Genomic DNA, 21,862 nt, shown 5'->3' with positions numbered 1-21,862 from the left:
CTGCGGTGAGGGTCAACGACGCACACGCACCGCGGGCGCGCGGCGCGCATCAGGATATCCGTACGCCGGCCGCCTTGAGAGCGCTCCCAGCCGGACCGGTCACCGCCACGCTTCCGATCGGTTCCACCGCGACGCACGAGTCGCCCGGCTGCTCCACCACCGTCGGCGCAGTGACCTGTGCCTACGGTCCGTCGCCCTTGAGGGCCACTGCACCGCGTCGGCCCCGTTGCCCCTGTTCCGTCGAGCACCCTGCTCATCGAGCACGGCGTGCAGCGGCGGCGCCGGCGCGTGCGGTGGTCCGGCCGGTGCCGCCGTGGAGGCGGTGGGTGACGCGGCCGCAGAAGCCGGTCATGGGCGGCCGGGGGGGCCTGCGCTCGGGGACGGACCGAGGCTACGCAGACTCAGGCCGAGACAGGTGTACGGGACAGCGCCGTGCGCAGAGCGAAGATGCCGAGCAGGCCTCCCGCGGCGAACCGCTGAGCGGCCATCACGCGGGGCCGGGCGGCCAGGAACCCCGACATCCGTGCCGCGCCCAGCATGATCAGCGCGTTCACGGAGAGCCCCACGATGATCTGCACACCACCGAGCTGGAGCAGTTGCGCCCAGTCCGGACCCGCCTGCGGATCCATGAACTGGGGCAGGAGAGCGGCGTACATGAGAGCGATCTTGGGGTTGAGCAGGTTGGTCAGGAGGCCCATCGAGAACAGTCGGGCGTCGGAGACCGGAGCCAGGTCCTGGACCGGGGCGAAGGGGGAGCGACCACCCGGCTTCAGCATGCCCCAGGCCAGATAAGCCAGATAGGCGGCGCCGGCGAGTTTGACCACCGTGAAGGCCAGCGGCACGGCGGCGAACAACGCGGACAGGCCGGCGGCCGCGGCCAGCAGATAGCACAGGAATCCCACGGCGGTCCCGCTCAGGCTGACCAGGCCCGCCCTGCGGCCCTGGGCAATCGCGCGGGACGCGAGGTGGATCATGTTCGGTCCCGGAGTCAGCGCCATGCCCAGTTCGACCAGGGCCACACCCCCCACTGCGGCCAGACTGATCACTGGTCAACTCCCCGTTTTCGTAACCGATTCGGTGTGGGCGGCGCTCGGCGCGATGTCTTGCGAGTGCCTGCCCCCGCCCGCCTCAGGGTACGGCCCAGGCGTGCGAGGCCTTCGAACACCCCTACTTCAGCCGTCAACGAGCCGTCGTCGGGGTCGCAGGAGGTGGGAACTCGCCGCGCTCTGTGAACTGCTCAGTCCGCCATCCGCGGCGAATGCGCCGACATCGCGGAGCCCCTTACAGGTTGAGTCGAAGCATGCACCGGCCGCGGATCAGCCGTCCCACCCGAGCGTTGACACCCGTGTTGGGCGTCCGGGTTCGCACGAGCCGCGCGTCCGGACGGCGCGCGCCAATCGCCCGCGTTCATCGAACATCGCGCGCCCGGGGGGCTGAGCACGGCTGGTGACGGCACACCGTCCGCCTCCGGCTGACGAACCGGCCTGGATCTTCCTCGCCGGGTGCCGCGCTTCACCGAGCAGGAGATCGAGTGGATTGGGTTCCCGCCCCTGGTCGGGCGTTGGTGTCCGTGGCCAGGGTGTGGTCGAGAACGGCTGCGGCCAGGGGTGCGTGGACGGCGCGGGGCAGGGCGTGCCCCATGCCCGGTATCTCCACCAGCCTTGCCCCGGCGATCACTTGGGCGACATGGTCGGGGTGCGGCGGTGGGAAGACGGGCTCGGCCGGGGCGGAGATGACCAGGGTAGGCACCTCGGTGCGCGCGAGCTCCTCGGTGCGGTCCATGCCGGAGTGGTCCGCGCGCCCGTGGGTCATGGGTGCCTCGTAGCGCCCGGCGTGCTCGATGATGCGGCGCTCCGAGGCCCGGAACTCCTCCGCGTCGAAGGGGATCTGGTCACCGTTGAGCAGCCGCCAGTGCTCCACGCGGTGGTCCAGCTCGCCCTCCAGCCCGCGGTCCTCGTGGGGCTGGGACCACAGTTCGAGTAGCCGTGCGTCGATGGACGGGAGTCCGTCCACGGGAGTTCGGGAGCCGTCCGGGTGCGATAGCGGGGTGCTGCTGAGGGCGCCGGCGCCCATCACTGTTGCGCTGAGCAGTCGTTCGGGGTGATCGGCGATCAGCAGTTGTGTGAGCATGCCGCCCATGGAGTGACCGACGACGTGCGCCCGCTCGACTTCGTGCGCGTCGAGGACGGCGATCGCGTCCGAGGCGAGGTCGACGATGCGGTACGGGTGCGTGTCGAAACTCAGGCTGGAGCGGCCGGTGTCCCGGTGGTCGTAGCGGATGACGCGGTGGCGCACGGCCAACGCGTCAACCAGTTCCTCCGGCCAGCCCAGCCCGGACGCCCCGGCTCCCATGATCAGCAGCAGGGTGGAATTCCGGGGGTCCCCCCGCACCTCGGACCACAGCCGTACCTTCGGGTCGACCTCAACGAACCGCTGATTCATGGCACCGCTCCCCACATCCACGACAAAGACGAGACGGCTCGTCTCGTGACCTGTTCAGCATGACGCACACCTCGGATGGATGCAATACGTTTCGTCTCGTCGCCGGTCGGGTGCTCGAAGGGTGCCGCAGCCGTCTCCCATCGCGGGAAGGTCGCGTGGGGGATCCGGGGCCCGGATCGCGCTCGGCTTGGTCGGCGAGCACTTGGTTGCCGCCGCCCCCGGCCACCCCCTCGCTGCCCGGGATCAGTCCTCGCCGGCCTCGGCGATGGTTGTGCGCATCAAGGAGGCCATGGATCGGCCGGCCACCCGCAATGGTTCCGGATCTCGGGCAGCCCGGCTGAGCATGAACGCACCCTCAAGCATCATGACCATCGAGCAAGCGAGGGACCGAGCCGTCCTCGGCTCGGCGACCCAACGACCGAACCACTGCGCCGCCGCGCCGACCCACTCCTCGAAAACCTCCGCCGTCGCGGTGCGCAGCACCTCGTTGCTGCTCGCGACTTCCAGGGCCACGGTCCCGATCGGGCACGCGTCGGCGTAGTCGGCCGCAGCGAGGTCATCTGCGGCCGCTTCGAATGCGTGCACGAGGGACTCGATCGGATCGGGCACGCTGTCCAGCAGAGCCAGGACCATTCGGCCGTACTCGGTTCCGGATGTGCGGATCATGTCCTCGGCCAGTTGTTGCTTGCCGCCGGGGAAGAAGTGGTAGATCGAGCCGAACGGTGCGTCCGCCTCCACCGCGATCCGTTTCAGGCCGGTGGCCGAGTAGCCGTGCCGGCGGAACAGCACCGTGGCGGCCCTCTGAATTCTGACTCGCGTGTTCGACTCTCCCATTGCCTTCCACCCCTTTCCCCGCCAAGATTACAGTAGAACGATCTATCAAGTGAGGGGCTGGGATGCCGAGGATCGAACTGTCGTCCGGACCGATCGACTACCAGGACACCGGCGGCGAAGGGCCCGTCCTGGTGTTCGGCCACGGTCTGCCGATGAACGAGACCCAGTGGCGCAAGGTGGTCCCGCTGCTGGACGGATACCGCTGCGTCCTGCCCACGCTGCCCCTGGGCGGTCACCGTCAGCCGATGAACCCGGATGCCGACCTGTCGCAGCGCGGCGTCGCCCTGCTGCTGGGCGAGTTCATCGAGAGGCTCGGTCTGGACCGGGTGACCCTCGTCCTCAATGACTGGGGCGGGGGTCAGTTCCTGGTGTCGGAAGGACGGGACCAGCACATCGCCCGCCTGGTGCTGGTGGCCTGCGAGGCCTTCGACAACTTTCCCCCGGGACCGGCCAAGGCCATGGCACGGGTGTGCAGGGTTCCCGGCGGCGTCCGGCTCCTGACGCGGCTCATGCGCGTTCCCGCCTTCCGCCACAACCGTGGCGGATATGGCGGGATGAGCCTGCGTGGGGTCCCCGACGACATCATGGACGACTGGTTCGCGCCCGCCACCCGCAGCAAGGCCATCCGCAGGGACTTCGCCAAATTCGCCACCGGGGCACCCGCACGCAAGACCCTGCTCGCCTGGACCGATCGACTGCGTGACTTCGACCGCCCGGTTCTGGTCGTGTGGGCGACCGAGGACCGGTTGATGCCGCGTGAGCACGGCCCCCGGCTGGCCGAGCTGTACCCGCAGGGGCGGTTGATCGAAATCGCCGATTCGTCCACCCTCATCCCTGAGGATCAGCCCGAACGACTGGCTCGAGCACTCACCGACTTCCTGATCCAGACCGGAGCGGAACCGGCCCGACGCGCCTGCTGAACCTGAGGGCGGCAGGTTGATCCGACAGACACCACCGCCGGCCTCCCAGGTCGAAACCGCAAGCCGATCCGGTACCGTTCGGCGCCGGGTGAAGTGACGCACCGGACCACCCGGCAGCACCGTCGCGTGCAGGACGCGAGGTGGTGGGTGTCACCGGCAGGGAGGCGAGGCTGCCGGCCCGGGCGCTCACCAACTGGACCATCACCGTCGGGGAGCCGATCCCGGCCCCCGGTGCGACCCGAGGGCCTGGCCGCCCGCCGGGAGGCCGCACGACTGCTCAGCGAGACCACGGCCCGCGCACTCCGAACGTGAACCGCGGGCCGCTACCCCGCCTGCTTGACGCAGGTCCGGTCCCTCGCCGGCAACGTGCCGGTGGCCAGGTACCGGTTGACCTGGTCGTCCACGCACGCGTTTCCGTAGCGCCCGAAGAGGGCGTGCCGGTTGGCGCCCTCGAGGGTGACCAGCCTGGAGCTCGGCAACTGCTTGTGCAGTTCCACGCTTCCCCTGTACGTCGTACGCGGGTCACCGGTGGCGGCGACGATCAGTGCGGGTGCATCGCGCCGCACCCGGGTGGGCTCTTCGCGCGGCGGGTCCCAGAAGGCGCACGGGTTGATGTTGTTGGTCAGAGCGCCGAACAGCGGGTGCGCGGTGCGGTTGCGCTCGATGTCCCGCCAGTAGAGCTCGGGATCGCGCGCGGCGGCCACGTCCCCGCAGATGACGGCGGACTGCGCGCCGGTGGGCTCGCCCTCACCGCGCAGCACGTACCGGAGCTCCGGGACGAGCATCGCCGGCACCGTCGTCGGCCGGCCCGCCGCGGCTTCGGCCAGTACGGAAAGCAGCTCGCCGAACGACGCCCGCGCCGGAGCGGTGTCGTCCGCGATGCCCGAGAAGAGGAGGAGCGGCACCTGGCTGTCGTCGACCCGGAAGGCATCGGCGCCGGCGCCGATGGTCAGCGGACCGCGCGCGGCCGCCGCGACGATGCGGTCGACGGAGGCGAGCACCTCGGCGCGACTGCGGCCGAGGCCGTAGGTGTCGTGGTGCTCCGCGGCCCAGGCGGCCCAGTCGGACAACGCCTTCTCGTTCTCGTACTCGGTGCCCTTCAGCAGCCGGGGGCGGTAGTCGCTCGGGTTGATCGCCCCGTCCAGCACCATCCGGTCGTGGCGGCCGGGGAACATCTGCGTGTAGACCGTGCCCAGGTAAGTGCCGTACGAGTAGCCCAAGAAGGAGATCTTCCGCTCGCCGAGCGTGCCGCGGATGACGTCCATGTCACGGGCCGTGTTGCGGGTGGTGATGTGCGGGAGCACCGCGGCGTCGGTGGCCCGGCACTTGTCGGCCAGGCTCTTCTGCAGGGCGACCTGGCGGTCGAAGCCCGCCCGGCCGGTGCCGGCGGACAGCCAGGTCATTCCCACGGGCAACCCGCAGTCCAGCGCGGTGCTGCGCCCGATGAAGCGCGGGTCGAAGCCGACGATGTCGTAGCGCGCGCCGACCTCCTTCATCGACGCGCGGGCCTGCGGCGGGGACTGGAGCGCGGGACCGCCCGGACCGCCGTTGTTGAGGAGGATCGCGCCGATGCGGTGGCGGGTGTCGGTGGCCTTGAGCCGGGAGATCGCCACGGTGATCGTGCGCCCCCGGGGGTCGGCGTAGTCCAGGGGCACGGTCACGTCCGCGCACTGCACGCCTGCCCGGTCCAGATCGCGGCCCGTGGTGTCGTCGGGGCCCTTGACGCAGCTGCCCCAGCCGAGGTGCTGGCGGTAGTACCGGTCCAGTCCGGCCCCGGAGCTGTCCTGCGCGGGGGTCTCGGCGGCCGTGGCCAGGACGGGGGAGGACGTGAGGCAGGCGGCGAGGGTGAGACCCACGGCCACTGCGCGGCGTGCGGCGGGGCTGACAGTGGTCACGGGGTCTCCTTGAGCGTCGTCCGCTTCGTGTGATCGCATGCCCCGAGGCTAGGAAACCGACCCGGTACGGCACATCGCCCAAGGGCAGGAGGACCCCGGTCCCATCCACCCCTGGTCCGGGACCTGCGGCCCGGTCCGGCCTCCTCCTCCGGGAGGAGACCGTCGGCGGGGCTCGCTGAGGGCCGTCCCGGCCACGCCCCTGCGGCAAGGGGGAGATCGTCGCGCTGGCATGCTGTCAGGAGTTCTTCGGCTCCAGAATCGAGACGACCCTGTGTCCGCTTCCCAGATCCTCTGGCTCTTCGCATCGGTGTTCACCGCCGCGGGGTCGGTCATCGGCGTCGTCGCCTCCCTCAAGATCCGACGCGTCCGGGTCCTGCTGAGGGAGGGCAGTACTGCGCGGGGCGTGGTGATCCGTCTTGAGGAGACCCGGATCGCGCCGGCCTCGGATGCCGGCAGCACCAGCCGGAGCGTCGGAACCACCGTGTACTACCCGGTCATCACCTGGAGCACGGGGGACGGCCGCGCAATGGAAACCAGGACGAACGTCGCTCGCCCCATGGACAGGACCCTTCCCGTCGGAGCCCGCGTCGAGGTCCGGTACGACGCGGCCGACCCGTCACGCTGGACCCTCCCGGCCGAGGGCACCGCCTTCTGGTGGCTGTTCGGCGCACTGGGCGCGTTGTTCGTCGCGATGGGGCTGGGGTTCGCTCTGGGGGGCTTCCGTCGGATCATCTGATTGTTGGTTTATGTGTGTAGGTGACTGACGCGCAGTGGGCGCGGAGCAAGCCGTTGTTGCCGGACCGGACGCCGAAGCGGGGTGGGCGGTGGCGTGATCACCGGCCGTGATCGACGCGATCGCGTTCAGGTACCGCACCGGCACGCCGTGGATGGACGCGTGGGATCCGGACCGCGATCCCGCAGCCCGCCGACCAGGCCGCGAACCGCAAGCGGCGCGGCCGGCTCGGTGGCCGTCCGCCGGCCTTCGACCGCGAGGCCTACAAGCAGCGCAACACCGTCGAGCGGTGCATCAACAAACTCAAGTAGTGATGCGGCCCGGCGACCCGCTATGACAAGACCGCCACCACCACCTCGCCGGACTCCACCTCGCTGCCCCATCTTCATCTGGTCGGCAAGATGACCCTAAAGAAGCTGGCCTAGTCGGTGAGGGCTGCCTTGACCACTGCCTCGACACGGGTGCGCTGCTGTTGGGCGGTGGCCAGGGGGTGGGGTCGCAGGGCGTAGACCGTCCGGCGGTGGTCGTCGCTGCTTGCGAAGACGCCGCTCGTCCAGCCGCCGCTGGAGCCGCTCTTGCCCCAGACCTTCGTTCCGTTCAGCTCGATTCCCATCAGCCCGCCGGCGCTGAAGCAGGCCGTGCCGGTGGGGCAGCTGGTGTTCTCGGGGGCGCCGGGGACCGCGGGAACCTCGAAGAGGTGCCGCTGCTGGGCCGGAGGGAGGAGCCGTCCTCCCAGCAGGGCCTTCAGGAACGCGTCGAGGTCGCCAGGGGTGGACGTCAGCCCGCCCTCCGACCAGGCCCAAGCGATGGCCGGGTCCTCGGAGAGCCCGGTGCCGCGCAGGGCCAGCGGGCGGAGGATCCGCCGGTCGAGCTCATGGACGTAGGGGCGGCCGGTGACTTCCTCCACGAGCAGCCCGGCGACGAAGCTGTTCAGCCCGTTGTACTGCTGGACGGTTCCCGGGGCCGGGACGCGGCCGGGGCGGCCCGCCGCGTCCGCCGCGAAGGAGGCGTCCACCACTCCACGGGGGTCGAGCGGCACCCGGGCCGGCCGGGGCAGGTCACTGGTGTGGTCCAGGAGCTGGCGTACCGTCACGCTGGCGTAGTCCGCCGGGAGCAGCTCGGGCAGGTGGCGGCGGACAGGCTCGTCGATGGCGATCCGGTGCTCAGCGACCAGCTGGAGCACCACGGCATCGGTGAAGACCTTGGTCACGCTGCCCACCGGGAAGCGCCCGTCCGCCTCCACCTCTCCGGCCGTCCCGGTGTACAGGCCGCGCATGCCCCGGCCGGCCACCCGCACCACGGCCGTGTCCGTCACCCCGTCCGGCAGGGTGGCCAGCAACGCCCGGACCGCGGTCGCGTCGTGCGTGTCGCGGAAGTTGTGGGAGGCGAGCACGCCGGGCGCGGCCGTGGCCGTGGGGGCGGCAGCCAGACCAGTGGCGAGTGCGGCCAGCGCCACGCAGCTGACGGTGAGACGGCGGGCGGCGCGGGGACGCTTGGGCATCGGTGGCTCCTGAGAACGGGGCGGGCGCTCGGATCAGTACCCGCGCAGGACCAACCTTCGCCCCGCACCGCCTGTCGATCATGGGTGATCACCCTGAACCACCCCTGAACTCACCCCGATCGGGGTGAGGGCCCGAGCGCCCCGGCATGATCCGGAAGACGCTGCCCAGGGGCCTGCCGTAAGGGTCACCGCCTCAGCGCCGATCCCGCGATAGTCCCCGGAACCCTGCTGGGCGACGACGCGGACGAGATCGGCTGGGTAGGCGTCATTTGCCTCATTGACCGCTGCGAATCTCGTCGATGTGCTTCGCCAGAGCCTGTGTCTCCGCGACCAGCCGCTCGTGCGCCTTCTTCTGCTCCTCGGCACCCCGGGCCCTGAACGCCTCGCTGAAGTGGGGTTGGAGCTGGGTCCACCAGCCGTAGTCCAGCATGGCCCACGCCTGTGGGCACAGGGGGGCGCGGGTCTTCGGGAGATAGCCGCTGTCGACCAGGGACTGCTGGTACTTCTTCGGGTCGCTGCCCTCCAGGTAGCACAGGAAGTTGAAGGCCCGCTGCTGGGTGACGGGGTGGTCGCTCGACATGCCCTCCAGGGTCGGCGTGCCTTCCTTGCGTGCGATCTCATCGAAGAGGATCGCGGCGGCCAGCGACGGGCCCGGCCCGACCTCGTTGACGGTATAGAAGGATGCGAAGCCGTCCGCCGCATCCTCTTCGAGACCGAGGTTGGCCAGGAGGAGTTGGCGCTGCAGGGCATGGCCCATCTCGTGGCCGAAGATGAATTCGGTCGACAGTACGGTCAGGTCGTCGGTGTTGTACTCGGACGCGGGGAACGGGGCGGGCCGTTCGACGGTCTTCACGACGTCTGCGAGGGCCTTCCCGATCTCGGTCAGGAACGGTGGCGGGACGAAGATCGTCCTGCCGTCGGGCTGGGTGACGGCGTCGGTGACGCCGGGCGGCACGGCGGCGGTGACCTTGACGACCATGTCGTGCGGGAGGGTGAGTGATCTGTTCACCCAGTCGGCCGTACGCTCCAGCACGCGGGAGTTCCGGATCAGTGCCACGGCCTCCCGGTCCTCCGGTTTGACCGTTCGGGCCTCGTAGACGACGGTGACCTTGCCGGAGGCCGCCGCCTGGGGGCGGGGCCCTGCTCCAGGCCTCTGCCCGGCGTCGCTCGCCTCGCCGCCGCACCCGGTCGAGACGACCCCGGCGAGGAGCAGCAGCACACCTGGCAGGACGATGCGCGCCCTCTTCGAGCGACCGGCGGTGTTCGGCATCCTTGATCGGCTCCCGTCATGTGTCCCCGCACTGATCCTCCGGCCGTCCGGAGGCGGGTGCCCGTCGAGCCGTCCGTACGGGGGACCGTTCGCTGTGCGGGCGACCTTCGGGAGGCCGCCCGGTTCGACCCGATCGACAACCGCAGCATCAGGGATCCCGACGAGGACGACCTGGACGTGCCGTCGCAGTGAGCGAGATCCAGCCCTGCTTGCCGGGGTTCCGGTCCCGATCGAGGACGGGGTACTTGACCAGCCCTTCGGGCGGCGTTGTTGGTGAGCCACTGTCCGACGGCCCGGTCGAGCGTGGTGACGTGCCGCGTCGCGCCGAGCGTTCCGTGGAGGTCGTAGGAGGCCCGGGCCGCGGCGCGGTTCTCGGCGAACGCGGCGTCGGCGGTGTCCCGCGCGATCCCGGAGGGCATCTCCTCGCGGCGTGATGATCGGCTTCGTCACCTGATGATCTGGTCCCCGTCAGGCACGTCCTCGACCGTGACAAGGACGCGGGGCGTTCCAAGGCCCCGCGACACCGCCTGGGCAATCCCGTTGAAGTCCCGGCCTTCTGGGATCGGCATCTGCTCCCCCTCTCCGTAGCTCTCCAGCGCTTTGACGAAGTAGCTCGGATGCCAGGCGCCAACGGCCCCCCTGACCTCGATCGCGGCCACCGGGCGCCCGCCGACGAGTTGCTTGAGCGCGCCCAGAATCTCATCGGATCGCATTTCACCCGGTACCTGGAACAGGCTGGCGTGAGCACCGGCGAGGCCGCCGCTCCTCAACCGCACGGTCACGGTGAGGCAGCTGGTGACGCTCGGATAGGTAATCACGCCCCCAGGTGCGACCTCTTTCACCTGCCCTTCCGTGACCGTCGCGGCAGCGGGTGCCGCCAGGCGGCTCACCACACGCGGCCCTGGGTAGGTGGGCTCGTACGGGGAGGTACCGGCGGCTGCACTGGGTGAGGTGAGGGTCGCGGCGCCGACAAGGGCAACTGCGAGGGTCGCGGTGACGCGCTTGAGTTCGATCACAACCTTCGCAACGGTCAGGAGGTGCGGCAGGTGCCCGGACACTGCCAACTGCCGCTCCACTTCGGCGGAGCGACAGCCCTGGGACAAACCGCGGGACGCGTCCGAGCGTCATGACACTGCGGAACCCGATCACACGCGCCTGCCGACCGGCCCGAGACGACCAGCCCCATCACCGGCAGAAACCCCCCGGCGCCGGGTGCCCTGGGCGGCGTGCGGACCACCGGTCCTGGGGTTCGTCGTTCGTGCTGCTCCTCTGCCGAGCAAGGGCAGCAACTGCCCTTAGGTGTCGGCCGGCTGCCCGCGAGCGTGATGGCCAGGGCAAGTCCCGACGCCGTGGCATCCGACCTCGACGCTCCGAGATCCCCGATCCAAGCTCAGGCGCCGCAGAATTCGGCGTCGACGAGCCGCTGTTCGTGGACGTTCCAGTCGCCGTTGAAGTTCAGCGACAGCACGTGACCTCCGTCTGCCGTCGCCATGGTCTGCGAGATGGAGCCCTGAATGCCGCCGTTGTGCCCCCATACCTCGGTACCGCACGACAACGTCATCCGCATCAGGCCAAGACCGTAGGAGAAGGTTGGCATGTCCTTGATCGAGACGGTCGTCATCATCTCCTTCAGCTGAGGCCCCTTCAGGAGCCGACCGGAAAACAGGGCCCGGTAGAACCGGTTGAGGTCTTGGGTGTTGGAGATCATCTCTCCGGCGGCGCCCGCGAAGGAGGGGTTGAGTTCGGTGACGTCGTAGATCGCGCTGTTCGGCTCTCCCGGTCCGGCGAGTTCCCCGGTCAGCTTCGAGTAGGCGCGTCCGCTGGGGCCGGGGACGCGGGTGCGGGTGCCCGGCAGAGTGGTGGAGTCCAGGTGCAGGGGGCTCAGGATGCGCTGCTCGATCTCGTGGGCGTAGGAGTGGCCGGTTGCCTTTTGGATCACCATGGAGGCGATGACGTAGTTGGTGTCGGAGTAGCCCCAATCGTCGCCGGGGGTAAAGGCAGGCCGGTGTGTCATGGCGAGCCGGACGATCTGGCGGGGCGTCCACGTGTCGTAGCGGTGCTTGAGGAAGTCGGTGCCGAACTCCTTGCGCTTGAATTCCTCGTCGTCGGTGTAGCTGTGGATGCCGCTGGTGTGGTTGAGGGTCTGCCGTAGCCGGATCTTGCTGCCGTCGTGCCCGTTGCCCTGCACGACGCCCGGCAGCCAGTGGTCCACCGTGTCGTCCAGGCTCAGCTTCCCTTCCTCCTCAAGCTGGAGCATCACCGTGGCCACGAACGTCTTGGTGATCGATCCGACCCGGAAGCGGTCATCGGCCCGCGGCTTGCGGCCGGTTTCGAGATCCGCAGTGCCCGCATGTCCCGCCCAGGTGTCGTGCCCCTGCTCGGCGCGCACCATGCCTCCGGGTGCCCCGTCCCGGACGACCGAGTCCAGGGCCGCCCGGGTGGCCGCGTGGCCGCCTCGTGCCGCCGAAGCGTCCGCGGTGCCGGCAGCCGACGCCGGCAGGCCGAGACCGGCGCTCATCACGACCGTGGCGACCGCCCCGACGACAGCGATCCGCAGCCTGCGTTCCCCGCGGCTGCGTCCACCCGTCGTGGACGTATGTGACCCGTTGGCTGCGTGTCCGTGCTCGTACACGAAAAACTCCTGTCGCTGGCGGGTGACGACCTGATCAGGGCCCAGTATTTGCGATCAAGGTCCCGACCCGGGATGCCGCCAACCACCCGCTTGAAGGTGGGGTTACCCCCCCGTCGGCTGGGTGGACGACCGGGGTTGGGGCTCAATGCCCGGTTGGTGACGACCGGCAGCCGGGCCTGGGCCTCGATCAGCGCGGCGTTCGCCGCGGCGATGGTCTCCGCGCGCGGGTAGTACTGGTCGACGTGGACGAGCCGGGCCGGGTGAGCGCCTCGTGGTTCGGGTGGATGACGGGGGTCATGCCGATGTTGCACGCTTCGCTCACGAGGAGCGCGACGACCGAGGTGGTCAGGTCGTTCATGCGGGTCCAGCCGTCGCCCAAGCGCCGAAGGCGTCCGGAATTCCGGTCAGGCAGGCTTCGCTCGCCCCTTCCTCCGCTGCCGCCCGCCACCACCCCGGCACCTTCGCCACCGTCCGACCGCCGGAGGCTGTCTCGGCCGCAAACGACCTGGCAACCCGGCTCGTGAGCGGCCCACCATCTGACAGCCGCAGTGCGACGGGACATGTGAGCCTCCACTTGTTCGCCGCACAGGGCCGGTCGCGGGTATCCGCCTCAGGCGGGAATGGGTTCCGCCTCGGCGTACGGGCTGAGCATGGTGTCGAAGTAGCCCTCCGGTGCTTCCTCCAAAAAGGTCGACAGATTCTCCAGGAAGGCCCGCAGCGGGGGCGTCGCGTTGTGCCGGTCCAGGTCTTCCTGGGAGCGCCAGACCTCGTAAAGGAAGAAGCGGCCGTCGTTGTGCTCGTGGAGGTGGTACTGCAGGTTGCCGGGCTCCTGCCGCGTGGGTTCCACGAAGGAGGAGAGGATGCGCCGGACCTCGTCCGCGCGCTCGGGCCTGGGGCGAAGGAAGCCGTAGAGGGCAATGGGGTGAACCGTGTTCGTCATGACCTCACGCTAAGATCTCACATCAATGTGAGGTTCAAGGGTTTGTGAGGGGCACCACATGAAGATCGGCGAGCTCGCCGCGGCGACGGACACATCCGTCCGGCTCCTGCGCTACTACGAGGAGCAGGGCCTCCTGGCGTCCTACCGTCTCGACAGCGGCCACCGCCGCTACGACGACAGTGCCCCCGCCGCAGTCCGTCGTATTCGCGCACTGCTGGACGCCGGCCTTCCGACCCGGGTCATCCGCGATCTCCTGCCGTGCGTTCGCCAGGACGGTACGGTCGCCGGCTGCAAGCTGGAGACCCTCCAAGAACACCTTCAGGGTCTGGATGACCGGATCGCAGCGCTGTCGGAAACTCGCGCCTCCCTGGCCGGGCTCATCTCCGCCTGCTGACCGCGTGTGTCTGCTGGAGCGGTTCCCGGAACTCGAACCCAGGAACCCAACGAGCAAGGGATCACGACGTCGCGGACATCTACGCGTTCTTCGCCGTCCTCGCCCTGCGCCACGCGATCGTGGCCAACAGCACCGGTGACGCGGCGGCTGCCATGTCCTGCGGCCACGCCGCGCTTACCGCGATGGGGATGCTGGACCAGAACGTCGCGGGCCACCCACCGGAACGGGATCGCCCTCCTTCAGGAAGCCGGTGTCATCCGCGATCAGAACCGCGTCCGGGTCGCCGAGGTGCTCGACCGCATGGTCCCGGACGTCGTCGAGGACCTCTTCGGCGTCCCAATCGATCCGGTTGAGCAACCGGTGAACGCGGTCAGGACCCGCATGCCCTGCCTCCTCAGCCGGCGCTCAACCGCTCTTCCGCTCCAACTGGGCTGTATGACCACGCAGATAGGCCAGCGCCGACTCCTACGGCTCCCCCTCGAGAACCGATGAGCGAACCGCTCATGCGCCTGCGACTGTCCCGCCGACCACACACGGGCATCCGCCGCTCTGACTCCCACCCCGTATCCGCCACAACGTCAGAACTGCCCAACCGTCAAGGAAAGACCCGTTGCGGTACTAGGTTCTGGAGGGTGACAACCGATCCCGTGGCTTTCGTGTCCGCTCTCGTCGCCGACGTCCTGAACGCGGATGCGGATGCGGACGCGCGCGCCGCGGTGCTGGAGCCCGCGCTGAGGGCCAAGTACGCCGCTGCCTTCGCGATGGGACGCAGGGAGGCCCGCGCCCTCAGCGCGGCGGACCGCGAGCGCTACCTCTGCGCCTTCGCCCCGTACTGGACCGCCAAGGTCGCCGCGGTCATCCTCGACATCGGACCGGTCACCCCCACCACCGCCTCCGCGGACAAGCCCACGGCGCACCGCGTGAGCGCGACGGCCGCCCGATACCCCGGGAATCCCTCCCGCACGCCGGTCGTGACCTACCGGCTCAAGTCGGACGCCGACGGCACGTACCTGCGACTTACCGACATGGACGTTGAAGGAGTCTCGGTGCTCGGCACGGAGAAGGAACTGATCCAGAGCATGCTGCGGAGCGACGGCTTCGAGGCGGTGCTGACCTTCCTCGAAGCCGGGAGCCGACACGAAGGCGGAGCGCCTGTAGCGAAGAGTGAGTAGCGGCGACCCGCGGGCCACTCCGGTGCGGTGTTGCGGGCCGACGGGGTCGGGCTGAGGGAGAGGCGGCGGCCCCAACCGCCGACCAGGAGCGGCGGCCATCGTGAGGACCCCGCCCGGCGGGTACGGTGAGCTCCGCGAGGAGCCGCGCCCGGGAGCGCCCGAGCACCCGGGACAGGGCCGCGCCGGCGGAAAGCCGATGTACCTGCGCACATCACCAGGAGCATCGACGCCATCCCCACCATCGGACAGCTGCATGTCTCCACCGGATGCCTGGGCGGGCCCCGCACTGCTCACCTCTCACCAGTCAGCACGGTGGACTTCGCCGCCACAACCTCGGCACCTACCTGCTGCGGACGAAAACCTCCACCACACCCATGATCCTCGAGGTCACCCCGGACGCCCCGATCCACCCCAAGGGCGTCGACAACCTGCAACTCGGCGCCAGTCACCTGCGTACGTACCTGCGCCACCAGAGTTTCCTCACCCCGGCCGAGAGTCACGGACCGGCCTACGGACCCTCTCCGCCGGCGGGGGCCATGTCGGAGCCGGGGGATCAGTGACCAACCGTGCCTGTCCTACTCCTTGCGAGGGGCGCGTCGATGGTGGATGTACCAGGCGATGCCCGTGAGGGTGGAGACGGCGATCAGGACGACGGCGATGACGGGCCAGTGGGAGCCGTCGATCCGCAGGTCGAGCGCCAACGCGATCACGATCGCGCCGATGGGGATCAGCAGTGCGAGCGCTGCCCTCAGCAGGGCTGCCACGACACCCAGTTGGGGGCGTTCACTCGCCAGGTGCTCGGCCCCGGCTCCGTCGCCGAAGTAGAACTGGACGGCACGTCCGGCAAGTTGATTCGTCGACTGGTGATACGCGAAGCCGAGATACGGCAGCCAGATCAGGGGAACCACGGTGCCGGCCAGGACAACCAGGATCAACGTTGCCCACTGGCGGGCCCGGGCCGGACGGCTCGGCCTGGGGACGGCGTCGTCGGGGGTGACCAGCCCCAGCAGCCGGGCCATGCGGGAGACGACGGCCCAGCCTGTCCGCGTCCTACCCCGGCCCTTTCGGTTCGTGCGAGGTCTTTGACGCGACACCGCGAGCAGTGCCGTCCGGGCCCGGTCGGTGTCCGGATGGACACCCTGCAAAACGAGCAGTTCGGCGGCCCTCTCCGGGTCCGAAGGATCGCGCCCGGCCAGGCAGGCCAGTTCCAGGGCCATGCGCAGCTGTTCGATCAGCGCCGCGCAGAACGCGACCGGTACGAGCAGCATGAAGGGTCCACCCACGCACGCGCCCTCGACCTGGCTGCGTCGTCGGCCGCGGACGATTACGGCCGCTCGGAGGTCCGTCAGGCTCGCGTCGGGCCGGCGTTCGCGCAGCTTGGCCACGCTTCGCCCGGCCGTCGTTCCGACTTGTTCGACGACGAGTGCGGCCAGTAGCTCCGGGAGGTGCGCAGGGTCCGCGGTGAGTGCGTGCAGGAACGAGCGCGGCAGCGAGTGCCGTTCGGGAGCCGGCGGCTCCGGTGCGCCCATCGTGGGGACCTTCCGTTGTCTTGACGCCGTTTCCGGATCGGGTGACCGACCCGTCCAGCCGCGTGGAGCGCTGTGACCGGCGGAGTCCTGGCCGGGTCGGGGTGCCTCGATGAGAGGGTCGACGCGCGCTTCACCTCTGACCGTCCTGATGTCTTCGCGGATCCTTCTCTTCCTCACCCGGGGGCGTATCGGTGTATGCGCGGCTCCGGTCGGGCGTGAGGGGGCGGCAGCCGTGTGCGGGCAGGGGCTAGGAATCCGATGAGCGTGGCTGGGCCGCCGGGATCCGCTGGGTGAAGAACAGGGCGAGGATGGCCGCGAGGGCCAGGATGGCAAGTGCCGCGCGCAGGCCGTCGAGCCTCGCCGCGGCGTTCGCATCCAGTGCCGCCCGGGACACCTCCGCACTTACCCCGGCCTCGGCGAGAGCCGTCTCGAGCTGGGCGTCGGACAGGAACGGCGCGCCGCTTTGGAGATTGACGGTCGCCTGACTCGTGACGCTGTCCGGAACGGCCGGATTCTGCTCGATGCCGGCCAGGAAGGATGTCGCCAGAGCGGCGATCATGATCGATCCGGCGAGTGCGGTGCCGAGCGAGGCGCCCAGGTTGGTGACGGCGTTCTGCACCCCACCGACCTCCGCACTCTGCGACTGTGGCACCGCGGAGACGGTGACCGATCCGAGCTGGGACGCCAGCGCGCCCATCCCCAGCCCGATCAACAGGAGCGGGGCGGTGACGATCGCCGCGCCGGCGTCCGCGTCGAGCGCGGCCATCAGGACCACCACACCCGCGAGCAGCGCGAGGATGCCGAACCTGACCACGCGCCGCGGGGAGATGTCCGGAAGGTAGCGCGGAATCAGGGTCGCCGCCGCCAGCAGGCTGACCGAGAGCGGCAGGAGACGGGCGCCGGTCTCCAGTGCCGACAGGCCCAGAGCGACGGACAGGTACAACGGGATGATGAAGAACACGCCCATCTGGACGAGGTACTGGAAGAAGAACATCGTCAGGCCGCCGGTGAGCTGCTTGTTCTGCAGCATGCCGGGATCGATGAGGGGATCCCCGCCCCGCTGCACGACCCTGGCCTCCCAGCGCAGGAAGAGCCAGAGCAGCATCAGGCCCGCCAGCATCAGCCACACCGTCAGGGAGACCCCGATCCAGGAGGGCGCGTCGGGCTTCGGCTGGAACCAGCCCCACTCGTCGGACCGGAGCACACCGTAGACGAAGACGCCGAGCCCGGCCGCGGACAGGACGGCGCCGGCGTAGTCGACGCTCGTCCGTTCGGCGGGCGGGGCGTCCGCGATACGGCGCGCGAGGACCAGGATGGCGAGCACCACCAGCACCTCCCCGGCGAACACCCACCGCCAGGAGAAGTACGTCGTCGCGATGCCGCCGATCAGCGGCCCGACCGCGATCGCGATCGCACCCGCCGCCACGACGAGTCCGTAGGCGGCGGGACGACGTTCAACGGAGAAGTTGCCGGCCACCAGCGCCACGATCGCGGGCAGGATGAGCGCCGCCCCGATCCCCTCCAGGAACGACCAGCCCAGCAGCAGAACGGGAAGGTTCGGTGCGAGCGCCGTGATGAAGGAGCCCAGGCCGTAGATGCAGCAGCCGATCATGAATGAGCGTTTACGACCGATCAGCGCCCCGACCTTGCCGCCCGGGATCATGAACATCGCCATCACCAGGGTGTAGGCGGTGATCGCGCCCTGGATGCCCGACACGGTCGTGCCCACATCCTCGGCCACCGTCGCGATGGAGACGTTCATGACGGAGCTGTCGAGGGCCATCAGGAACTGCCCGGACGCGAGCGTCAACAGGACCAATCGCGCCTTCGCCGAAGTGTCGGCCGTGCCTGCCCGGGATGACATGCATGCATGCTCCCAGCCGCCCAGGGGCCGGGAAAGCCGACCCGCCGCACTGTCGGCCGGACGGCTGGAGGCGCAGAGCTTCCACGCGCACCGCGCCGTCGCGGACCGGGAGTGGCCGGTGCTCGGCTCCGACCTGATGCCGGGGAGGCGAGGGGTCGCGACCAGCTCGCTGCCGCGCCCGCCGCCACCCCCTGCCCGCCCTTCTGGACCGACACATCCTGTTGGGCTCTGGACGGCCCCGGTGGCGCCGCGAAGGAGTTGGTACGGGTGCGATGAGTCGCCGCGGTCGGTCCGTCGGTCAGGTGAACCGTGTGGTGGAGGCTTTCGGTGGCTGGGTTTCCAGGAGGGCCCATAGCCGCAGGCCGTCCGCGTCGTCGGTGTCGGTGCCGCAGGCTGCAACGCTCCGCAATGCCCCGAGGGTGTGGAGCGTGGTTTCGTTGGTGTGGGCGGGGGTGTGGGCGAGGACGAGGGCGAGGAGTCGTTGGTCCTGGTCGGCCAGGTGGAGGCTGAGTCGACGCCCTCCGGCGGCGACGGCCGCTTCGGCGAGGATGCGCACGGAGGTGGTCAGGTCGTCGGTGTTGATGTGGGTGTGGCCCCACTCGTGGGCGGCTTTGATCGCGGCGGCGGCGGCCTTGGCCGGTGCCCATTGGTCGGAGCGGAAGGTGAGCGCGCGCGTGGGCCGGTTGCGGATCGTCATCCTCGGGCGGGGGCGTTCAACCGCCGCCGCCGGCTTCGTCGTCGGCTGTGGGCGTGGCGCCTCGACGGGCCTTTTCGGCGGGGGCGGGGACTTCGGCGGATACGTCGGCGGAAGTTGGGGGCCCTTGGCCTGGACGGCGTCGCTCATGCCGGACCACGGTACGCCGATGCCGGCCGGCGCGGGGGCAGTCCCGCAACAACGCGGGTCGGGCCGGGCCTACTCGTGCCGCCGGCTGCTGCGGGGTGGGGGTGGCCGGAATCGGGTGTGCAGCGTCGCCCAGGATCCGCACCTCTCGGGGACGTCCCGCCAAGCAGTTCCTGTCCGGAACTTCCAGTCGATTCCGTTGAGGACCGTCCGGTCGTCCAGCCCCTTCCTCCCTCGGTCCGACCGAGGCGACAGAGGACCGTTCGCGCGGTCCGCGGCCAGGCAGAGCGGGGCAAGCCTGGAGCGGCTGCTCGCCGACAGCTGCCGTACTTACGGCGTTTCCTGTCAGCAGGCCTTCGCCGAGCTCGCGCGCACGCACCGCGGCCGGCGGCATCGGCTTCCTCACCGCTGGCCCCTCCAGCCTCGCCGTGGCGGTCGGGGTGGCCGCCGTCCTGGTCGGTGCGTGCCTTGGCCTCGTCACGGCACGCTGTACGGGGCCGGCTCCGCCCGTAGTGCCGACGGGCGGTAGAGGCGGTGTGAAGCGAGGCCGGGCAGAGCCCGTGGATCGACGAGGTCGGTCCACGGGAGCGCGCTCACCCAAGGTTCAGGGCTGTGCCTCGGTCGCGGGCGGCGGCCGGGATGCGGGCGGTCGGCAGTTCGGGGTGGTCAGATGCCGGCGCCGGCTTCAGTACCGGTGTCGGCGAGCCGGTTGACGGTGTCGATCACTTCGGTGGCGAAAGTGTCGGTGTCGCCGATGGTGAGGTAGGTGACGTTGGCGACGGTGTGGAGGCCGCGGATGAGGAAGGCGTAATCCACACCGTCTTCGAGGAGGAGGACGATGGGCTTGCCGAGGGCGCTGGCCCAGCCGATCTCGATGTGGGTGCCGGGGGAGGCGGGGTGGCCGGGGAAGGCGACGAAGACGGTACTGGCGGAGATTTCCTCGTAGTCGAGGCGGGTGCACTCGTCGGGGGTGAGGAACTTCGCGCCCCAGGACTCGCGGCGGTGGGCGTTGTGGACGTGGTAGTGCTCCGCTTCGAGACGCTCGATGAGCGTCTCGAAGCGGGTACGGGCTTCGGTGTTCATCGCGCCGTCCGCGTCGACCAGGGCCTTGAAGGGGCCGGCGAGGAAAACGCTGCGGGTCTGCTGAACGGCTGTGGTGGTGGTCACTGCTTGACTCCCGTGACGATGTGGAACGGCGGGCGGGTGGCTTCGGCCGGATTCCATCCGGGCAGGGCCGAGGGGTCGGTGAGGAGGGGTTCCTCGACGGTCAGGTCGGTGAAGCCGGCCTCGGTCAGGACGTCGAGGTAGGTCTGGCGGGGCCAGTGATGGTCGATGAGTTCCAGCGGTTCAAGGCCGCCGGGCCGGTCGAGGAGGACTTGGCGGCGCTCGCCGGGGGCGTAGGTGCGGCCGGGTTCGCCGCTGCGGAAGGTGGAGAAGCGGACGCCCGTGGTTGCGGGATTGGTGTCGAGGACCGCGTAGCGGGCACCGGAACGCAGGACGCGGTGGACCTCCGCGGCGATCTCGTGGAGGACGGGGATCTCGCCGACGTTGATGAAGACGTAGCAGGACATGGCCGCGTCGATCGAGTCGTCGGAGAGGAAGGTCAGCTTGCCGCTGTCGATCTGCCGGTAGTCGATGCGGGGGTGCGGACGCAGGGCCTGGGCGATCTCCAGCATGCGCGGGGAGATGTCGGCGGCCACCACTTGTGCTTCGCAGGCCTCGGTGACGCGGGTGGCGACCTTGCCGGGACCGCAGCCGTAGTCGAGCACCGTCCGCACGGCAGGGGTGCCGATGCCGAGGGCGCGGAAGACGGTCGGGTAGCCGATGAGACGCTCGGGGAGGTCGTCGTAGGCGTCGAAACCGTCGGCGATCGACGGCGTGGACTGCCAGTGGGTGCTGGTCGTCATGGCGGGGGCCTTTCAGCCGGCGACGGGTGCGGGGACGGGTGCGGGTGCGGGTGAGATGCTCGGCCAGCGATCTTCGACCAGACGGCGATAGAGCGGCCACAGGAGGGTCAGGCGCTCTTCGCCGACGGATTCGTCGCTACGGATGCGGCGGTGGATCTCGAAGAGGACCAGGACCTGGGTCCAGTACTCGGGCAGACCATGGGTGCGCGGATCGGCGGCCAGCCGGTACCGGCCGGTGCGCAACTGCTCCTCCAGGGCCAGGACCTCTCGGACGTAGGGCCAGTTGTCACCCTCCGGCATGGAGGGGAAGTCCCGTGCTGGGGGCTCGTCGCAGGCCGGGTCGGCGAGGACTTCCAGGGCGCGGGCGTGGTCGGGATCGTAGAGGTGGAGGGATCCGACCTGGTGGACGTAACTGCCCAGCGGGACGCCCAGTTCACGGGCGAGCATCTCCTGAAGGAAGGTGAAGGAGAAGACGTCGCTGGTCATGCCGCGGTAGACGTCGTTGGCCCGCATGAACCCGACCCCGTGCAGGGCGCCTGCGCGCAGCAGGAACTGTAGGCCGAGGGTGCAGGAGACGTCCGGATTGCCGGCGATCCGGAGTTCCTCGCCGCGGAAGATCTGGATGACCGCCCGCTTGGAGTCGGGGTCCTCACGGAGGGTTTCCACGACGGCCGGCCACTGGTCGGGCCTGCCTTCGGACGCGCCGAAAAGCGAGCGTCCGTAGGCGGTGCCCGTCAACCGGCGCCCGTCGGCAGAATATTTGCGGATGCTGGGGGCGTAGTACGCGATGAAGTCGAGGTCGTCACGGCCGGCCAAATACCACAGTGCTTCGGCGAAGTTGAAGACGATGTTCAGGCGACGGGCGGGTACGTGCGGTACCCGCTGGTCGGCCCGTGCGAGCCGGAAGCGGACACCGAGCTGCTCGCGGCTGGCGTACCCGCGGGGAGCGTTGCGGTAGGCGGGTTCCTCGATCAGCGATCGCAGCATG

21 protein-coding genes and 3 pseudogenes are annotated in these 21,862 nt (G+C 69.8%); 6 read left to right on the top strand and 18 right to left on the bottom strand.

What is annotated here, in order from left to right; genetic code table 11:
• Positions 1 to 401: 401 nt before the first annotated feature.
• From ACFY0I_RS21810 to ACFY0I_RS21800, 3 genes are all read right to left on the bottom strand, one after another.
• Positions 402 to 1,046, bottom strand: a complete 645-nt coding sequence (locus tag ACFY0I_RS21810; protein WP_388898206.1) for a LysE family translocator — start codon at positions 1,044 to 1,046, stop codon at positions 402 to 404.
• Positions 1,047 to 1,512: 466 nt separating this feature from the next.
• Positions 1,513 to 2,442, bottom strand: a complete 930-nt coding sequence (locus tag ACFY0I_RS21805; protein ID WP_388898203.1) for an alpha/beta fold hydrolase — start codon at positions 2,440 to 2,442, stop codon at positions 1,513 to 1,515.
• Between the two features lie 243 nt (positions 2,443 to 2,685).
• Positions 2,686 to 3,276, bottom strand: coding sequence for a TetR/AcrR family transcriptional regulator (locus tag ACFY0I_RS21800; protein WP_388898201.1), 591 nt, complete (start codon positions 3,274 to 3,276; stop codon positions 2,686 to 2,688).
• 62 nt (positions 3,277 to 3,338) lie between these two features.
• On the opposite strand from ACFY0I_RS21800, the gene ACFY0I_RS21795 reads away from it, so the two are divergent.
• On the top strand, positions 3,339 to 4,196 hold the full coding sequence (locus tag ACFY0I_RS21795) for an alpha/beta fold hydrolase (protein ID WP_388898199.1): 858 nt from the start codon (positions 3,339 to 3,341) through the stop codon (positions 4,194 to 4,196).
• Positions 4,197 to 4,519: 323 nt separating this feature from the next.
• Here ACFY0I_RS21795 and ACFY0I_RS21790 read toward each other — a convergent pair whose 3' ends face one another.
• Positions 4,520 to 6,091, bottom strand: a complete 1,572-nt coding sequence (locus ACFY0I_RS21790) for an alpha/beta hydrolase (protein WP_388898196.1) — start codon at positions 6,089 to 6,091, stop codon at positions 4,520 to 4,522.
• Between the two features lie 271 nt (positions 6,092 to 6,362).
• Between ACFY0I_RS21790 and ACFY0I_RS21785 the strand changes: the two genes are divergently transcribed.
• The gene (locus tag ACFY0I_RS21785) at positions 6,363 to 6,827 is read left to right on the top strand and encodes a DUF3592 domain-containing protein (protein ID WP_388898193.1); all 465 of its coding nucleotides are present in this window, start codon (positions 6,363 to 6,365) and stop codon (positions 6,825 to 6,827) included.
• Positions 6,828 to 6,946: 119 nt separating this feature from the next.
• A pseudogene (locus tag ACFY0I_RS21780) lies at positions 6,947 to 7,203 on the top strand (IS5/IS1182 family transposase); the annotation flags it as partial.
• A 42-nt stretch (positions 7,204 to 7,245) separates the two neighbouring features.
• Here the strand turns inward: ACFY0I_RS21780 and ACFY0I_RS21775 are convergent.
• From ACFY0I_RS21775 to ACFY0I_RS21750, 6 genes and pseudogenes are all read right to left on the bottom strand, one after another.
• Positions 7,246 to 8,325, bottom strand: a complete 1,080-nt coding sequence (locus ACFY0I_RS21775; RefSeq protein WP_388898191.1) for a serine hydrolase domain-containing protein — start codon at positions 8,323 to 8,325, stop codon at positions 7,246 to 7,248.
• Positions 8,326 to 8,599: 274 nt separating this feature from the next.
• Positions 8,600 to 9,595: a DUF4344 domain-containing metallopeptidase gene (locus ACFY0I_RS21770; RefSeq protein WP_388898188.1), complete on the bottom strand. Its 996-nt coding sequence runs from the start codon at positions 9,593 to 9,595 to the stop codon at positions 8,600 to 8,602.
• Positions 9,596 to 10,041: 446 nt separating this feature from the next.
• Positions 10,042 to 10,653 (bottom strand): hypothetical protein, encoded by a 612-nt coding sequence (locus tag ACFY0I_RS21765; RefSeq protein WP_388898186.1) that lies wholly within the window; start codon positions 10,651 to 10,653, stop codon positions 10,042 to 10,044.
• Between the two features lie 332 nt (positions 10,654 to 10,985).
• Entirely contained in the window at positions 10,986 to 12,113 is a 1,128-nt protein-coding gene (locus ACFY0I_RS21760; RefSeq protein ID WP_388898183.1) for a serine hydrolase domain-containing protein, read from the bottom strand.
• Positions 12,114 to 12,385: 272 nt separating this feature from the next.
• Positions 12,386 to 12,632 (bottom strand): annotated as a pseudogene (locus ACFY0I_RS21755) (Tn3 family transposase); the annotation flags it as partial.
• 205 nt (positions 12,633 to 12,837) lie between these two features.
• Positions 12,838 to 13,167, bottom strand: coding sequence for a putative quinol monooxygenase (locus tag ACFY0I_RS21750; protein ID WP_388898180.1), 330 nt, complete (start codon positions 13,165 to 13,167; stop codon positions 12,838 to 12,840).
• Between the two features lie 58 nt (positions 13,168 to 13,225).
• Here ACFY0I_RS21750 and ACFY0I_RS21745 point away from each other — a divergent pair, with 58 nt between their 5' ends.
• Entirely contained in the window at positions 13,226 to 13,561 is a 336-nt protein-coding gene (locus ACFY0I_RS21745; RefSeq protein ID WP_388898177.1) for a MerR family transcriptional regulator, read from the top strand.
• A gap of 231 nt (positions 13,562 to 13,792) precedes the next feature.
• On the opposite strand, the pseudogene ACFY0I_RS21740 reads toward ACFY0I_RS21745, so the two are convergent.
• Positions 13,793 to 14,121, bottom strand: a pseudogene (locus ACFY0I_RS21740) (transposase); the annotation flags it as partial.
• A 72-nt stretch (positions 14,122 to 14,193) separates the two neighbouring features.
• Between ACFY0I_RS21740 and ACFY0I_RS21735 the strand changes: the two are divergent.
• Together ACFY0I_RS21735 and ACFY0I_RS21730 are read left to right on the top strand one after the other, a co-directional pair.
• A complete protein-coding gene (locus ACFY0I_RS21735; RefSeq protein WP_388898174.1) occupies positions 14,194 to 14,733 on the top strand; it encodes an ABC transporter substrate-binding protein in 540 nt (179 codons plus the stop codon).
• Between the two features lie 374 nt (positions 14,734 to 15,107).
• A complete protein-coding gene (locus ACFY0I_RS21730) occupies positions 15,108 to 15,293 on the top strand; it encodes a hypothetical protein (RefSeq protein ID WP_388898171.1) in 186 nt (61 codons plus the stop codon).
• A 15-nt stretch (positions 15,294 to 15,308) separates the two neighbouring features.
• On the opposite strand, the gene ACFY0I_RS21725 is transcribed toward ACFY0I_RS21730, so the two are convergent.
• The 7 genes from ACFY0I_RS21725 to ACFY0I_RS21695 form a co-directional block, all read right to left on the bottom strand.
• On the bottom strand, positions 15,309 to 16,262 hold the full coding sequence (locus ACFY0I_RS21725; protein ID WP_388898169.1) for a hypothetical protein: 954 nt from the start codon (positions 16,260 to 16,262) through the stop codon (positions 15,309 to 15,311).
• Between the two features lie 247 nt (positions 16,263 to 16,509).
• Entirely contained in the window at positions 16,510 to 18,126 is a 1,617-nt protein-coding gene (locus tag ACFY0I_RS21720) for an MFS transporter (protein WP_388898166.1), read from the bottom strand.
• A 298-nt stretch (positions 18,127 to 18,424) separates the two neighbouring features.
• Positions 18,425 to 18,970 (bottom strand): hypothetical protein, encoded by a 546-nt coding sequence (locus ACFY0I_RS21715; protein WP_388898163.1) that lies wholly within the window; start codon positions 18,968 to 18,970, stop codon positions 18,425 to 18,427.
• 69 nt (positions 18,971 to 19,039) lie between these two features.
• Entirely contained in the window at positions 19,040 to 19,222 is a 183-nt protein-coding gene (locus ACFY0I_RS21710) for a transposase (RefSeq protein WP_388898465.1), read from the bottom strand.
• 411 nt (positions 19,223 to 19,633) lie between these two features.
• Positions 19,634 to 20,134: a nucleoside 2-deoxyribosyltransferase gene (locus ACFY0I_RS21705; RefSeq protein ID WP_388898160.1), complete on the bottom strand. Its 501-nt coding sequence runs from the start codon at positions 20,132 to 20,134 to the stop codon at positions 19,634 to 19,636.
• Positions 20,131 to 20,874 (bottom strand): class I SAM-dependent methyltransferase, encoded by a 744-nt coding sequence (locus tag ACFY0I_RS21700; protein WP_388898158.1) that lies wholly within the window; start codon positions 20,872 to 20,874, stop codon positions 20,131 to 20,133. The genes ACFY0I_RS21705 and ACFY0I_RS21700 overlap by 4 nt, the downstream gene beginning before the upstream one ends.
• A 12-nt stretch (positions 20,875 to 20,886) precedes the next feature.
• Positions 20,887 to 21,861: a thymidylate synthase gene (locus ACFY0I_RS21695; RefSeq protein WP_388898156.1), complete on the bottom strand. Its 975-nt coding sequence runs from the start codon at positions 21,859 to 21,861 to the stop codon at positions 20,887 to 20,889.
• Between the last annotated feature and the right edge of the window lies 1 nt (position 21,862).

Origin of the sequence: Streptomyces sp. NPDC001568, assembly GCF_042893755.1 — a bacterium.
Taxonomy (GTDB): Bacteria; Actinomycetota; Actinomycetes; order Streptomycetales; family Streptomycetaceae; genus Streptomyces.
The sequence above is the reverse complement of the archived record's forward strand: the minus strand, read 5'-3'. Positions and strand labels throughout refer to the sequence as shown.

What these genes read in the sequence shown, in the direction of transcription:
- ACFY0I_RS21795 (WP_388898199.1), top strand. Translation starts at nt 3,339, where the DNA reads ATGCCGAGGATCGAACTGTCGTCCGGACCGATCGACTACCAGGACACC.
- ACFY0I_RS21695 (WP_388898156.1), bottom strand. Translation starts at nt 21,861, where the DNA reads ATGCTGCGATCGCTGATCGAGGAACCCGCCTACCGCAACGCTCCCCGC.
- ACFY0I_RS21800 (WP_388898201.1), bottom strand. Translation starts at nt 3,276, where the DNA reads ATGGGAGAGTCGAACACGCGAGTCAGAATTCAGAGGGCCGCCACGGTG.
- ACFY0I_RS21770 (WP_388898188.1), bottom strand. Translation starts at nt 9,595, where the DNA reads ATGCCGAACACCGCCGGTCGCTCGAAGAGGGCGCGCATCGTCCTGCCA.
- ACFY0I_RS21775 (WP_388898191.1), bottom strand. Translation starts at nt 8,325, where the DNA reads ATGCCCAAGCGTCCCCGCGCCGCCCGCCGTCTCACCGTCAGCTGCGTG.
- ACFY0I_RS21805 (WP_388898203.1), bottom strand. Translation starts at nt 2,442, where the DNA reads ATGAATCAGCGGTTCGTTGAGGTCGACCCGAAGGTACGGCTGTGGTCC.
- ACFY0I_RS21730 (WP_388898171.1), top strand. Translation starts at nt 15,108, where the DNA reads ATGATCCTCGAGGTCACCCCGGACGCCCCGATCCACCCCAAGGGCGTC.
- ACFY0I_RS21745 (WP_388898177.1), top strand. Translation starts at nt 13,226, where the DNA reads ATGAAGATCGGCGAGCTCGCCGCGGCGACGGACACATCCGTCCGGCTC.
- ACFY0I_RS21715 (WP_388898163.1), bottom strand. Translation starts at nt 18,970, where the DNA reads ATGAGCGACGCCGTCCAGGCCAAGGGCCCCCAACTTCCGCCGACGTAT.
- ACFY0I_RS21700 (WP_388898158.1), bottom strand. Translation starts at nt 20,874, where the DNA reads ATGACGACCAGCACCCACTGGCAGTCCACGCCGTCGATCGCCGACGGT.
- ACFY0I_RS21725 (WP_388898169.1), bottom strand. Translation starts at nt 16,262, where the DNA reads ATGGGCGCACCGGAGCCGCCGGCTCCCGAACGGCACTCGCTGCCGCGC.
- ACFY0I_RS21760 (WP_388898183.1), bottom strand. Translation starts at nt 12,113, where the DNA reads ATGAGCGCCGGTCTCGGCCTGCCGGCGTCGGCTGCCGGCACCGCGGAC.
- ACFY0I_RS21750 (WP_388898180.1), bottom strand. Translation starts at nt 13,167, where the DNA reads ATGACGAACACGGTTCACCCCATTGCCCTCTACGGCTTCCTTCGCCCC.
- ACFY0I_RS21720 (WP_388898166.1), bottom strand. Translation starts at nt 18,126, where the DNA reads ATGTCATCCCGGGCAGGCACGGCCGACACTTCGGCGAAGGCGCGATTG.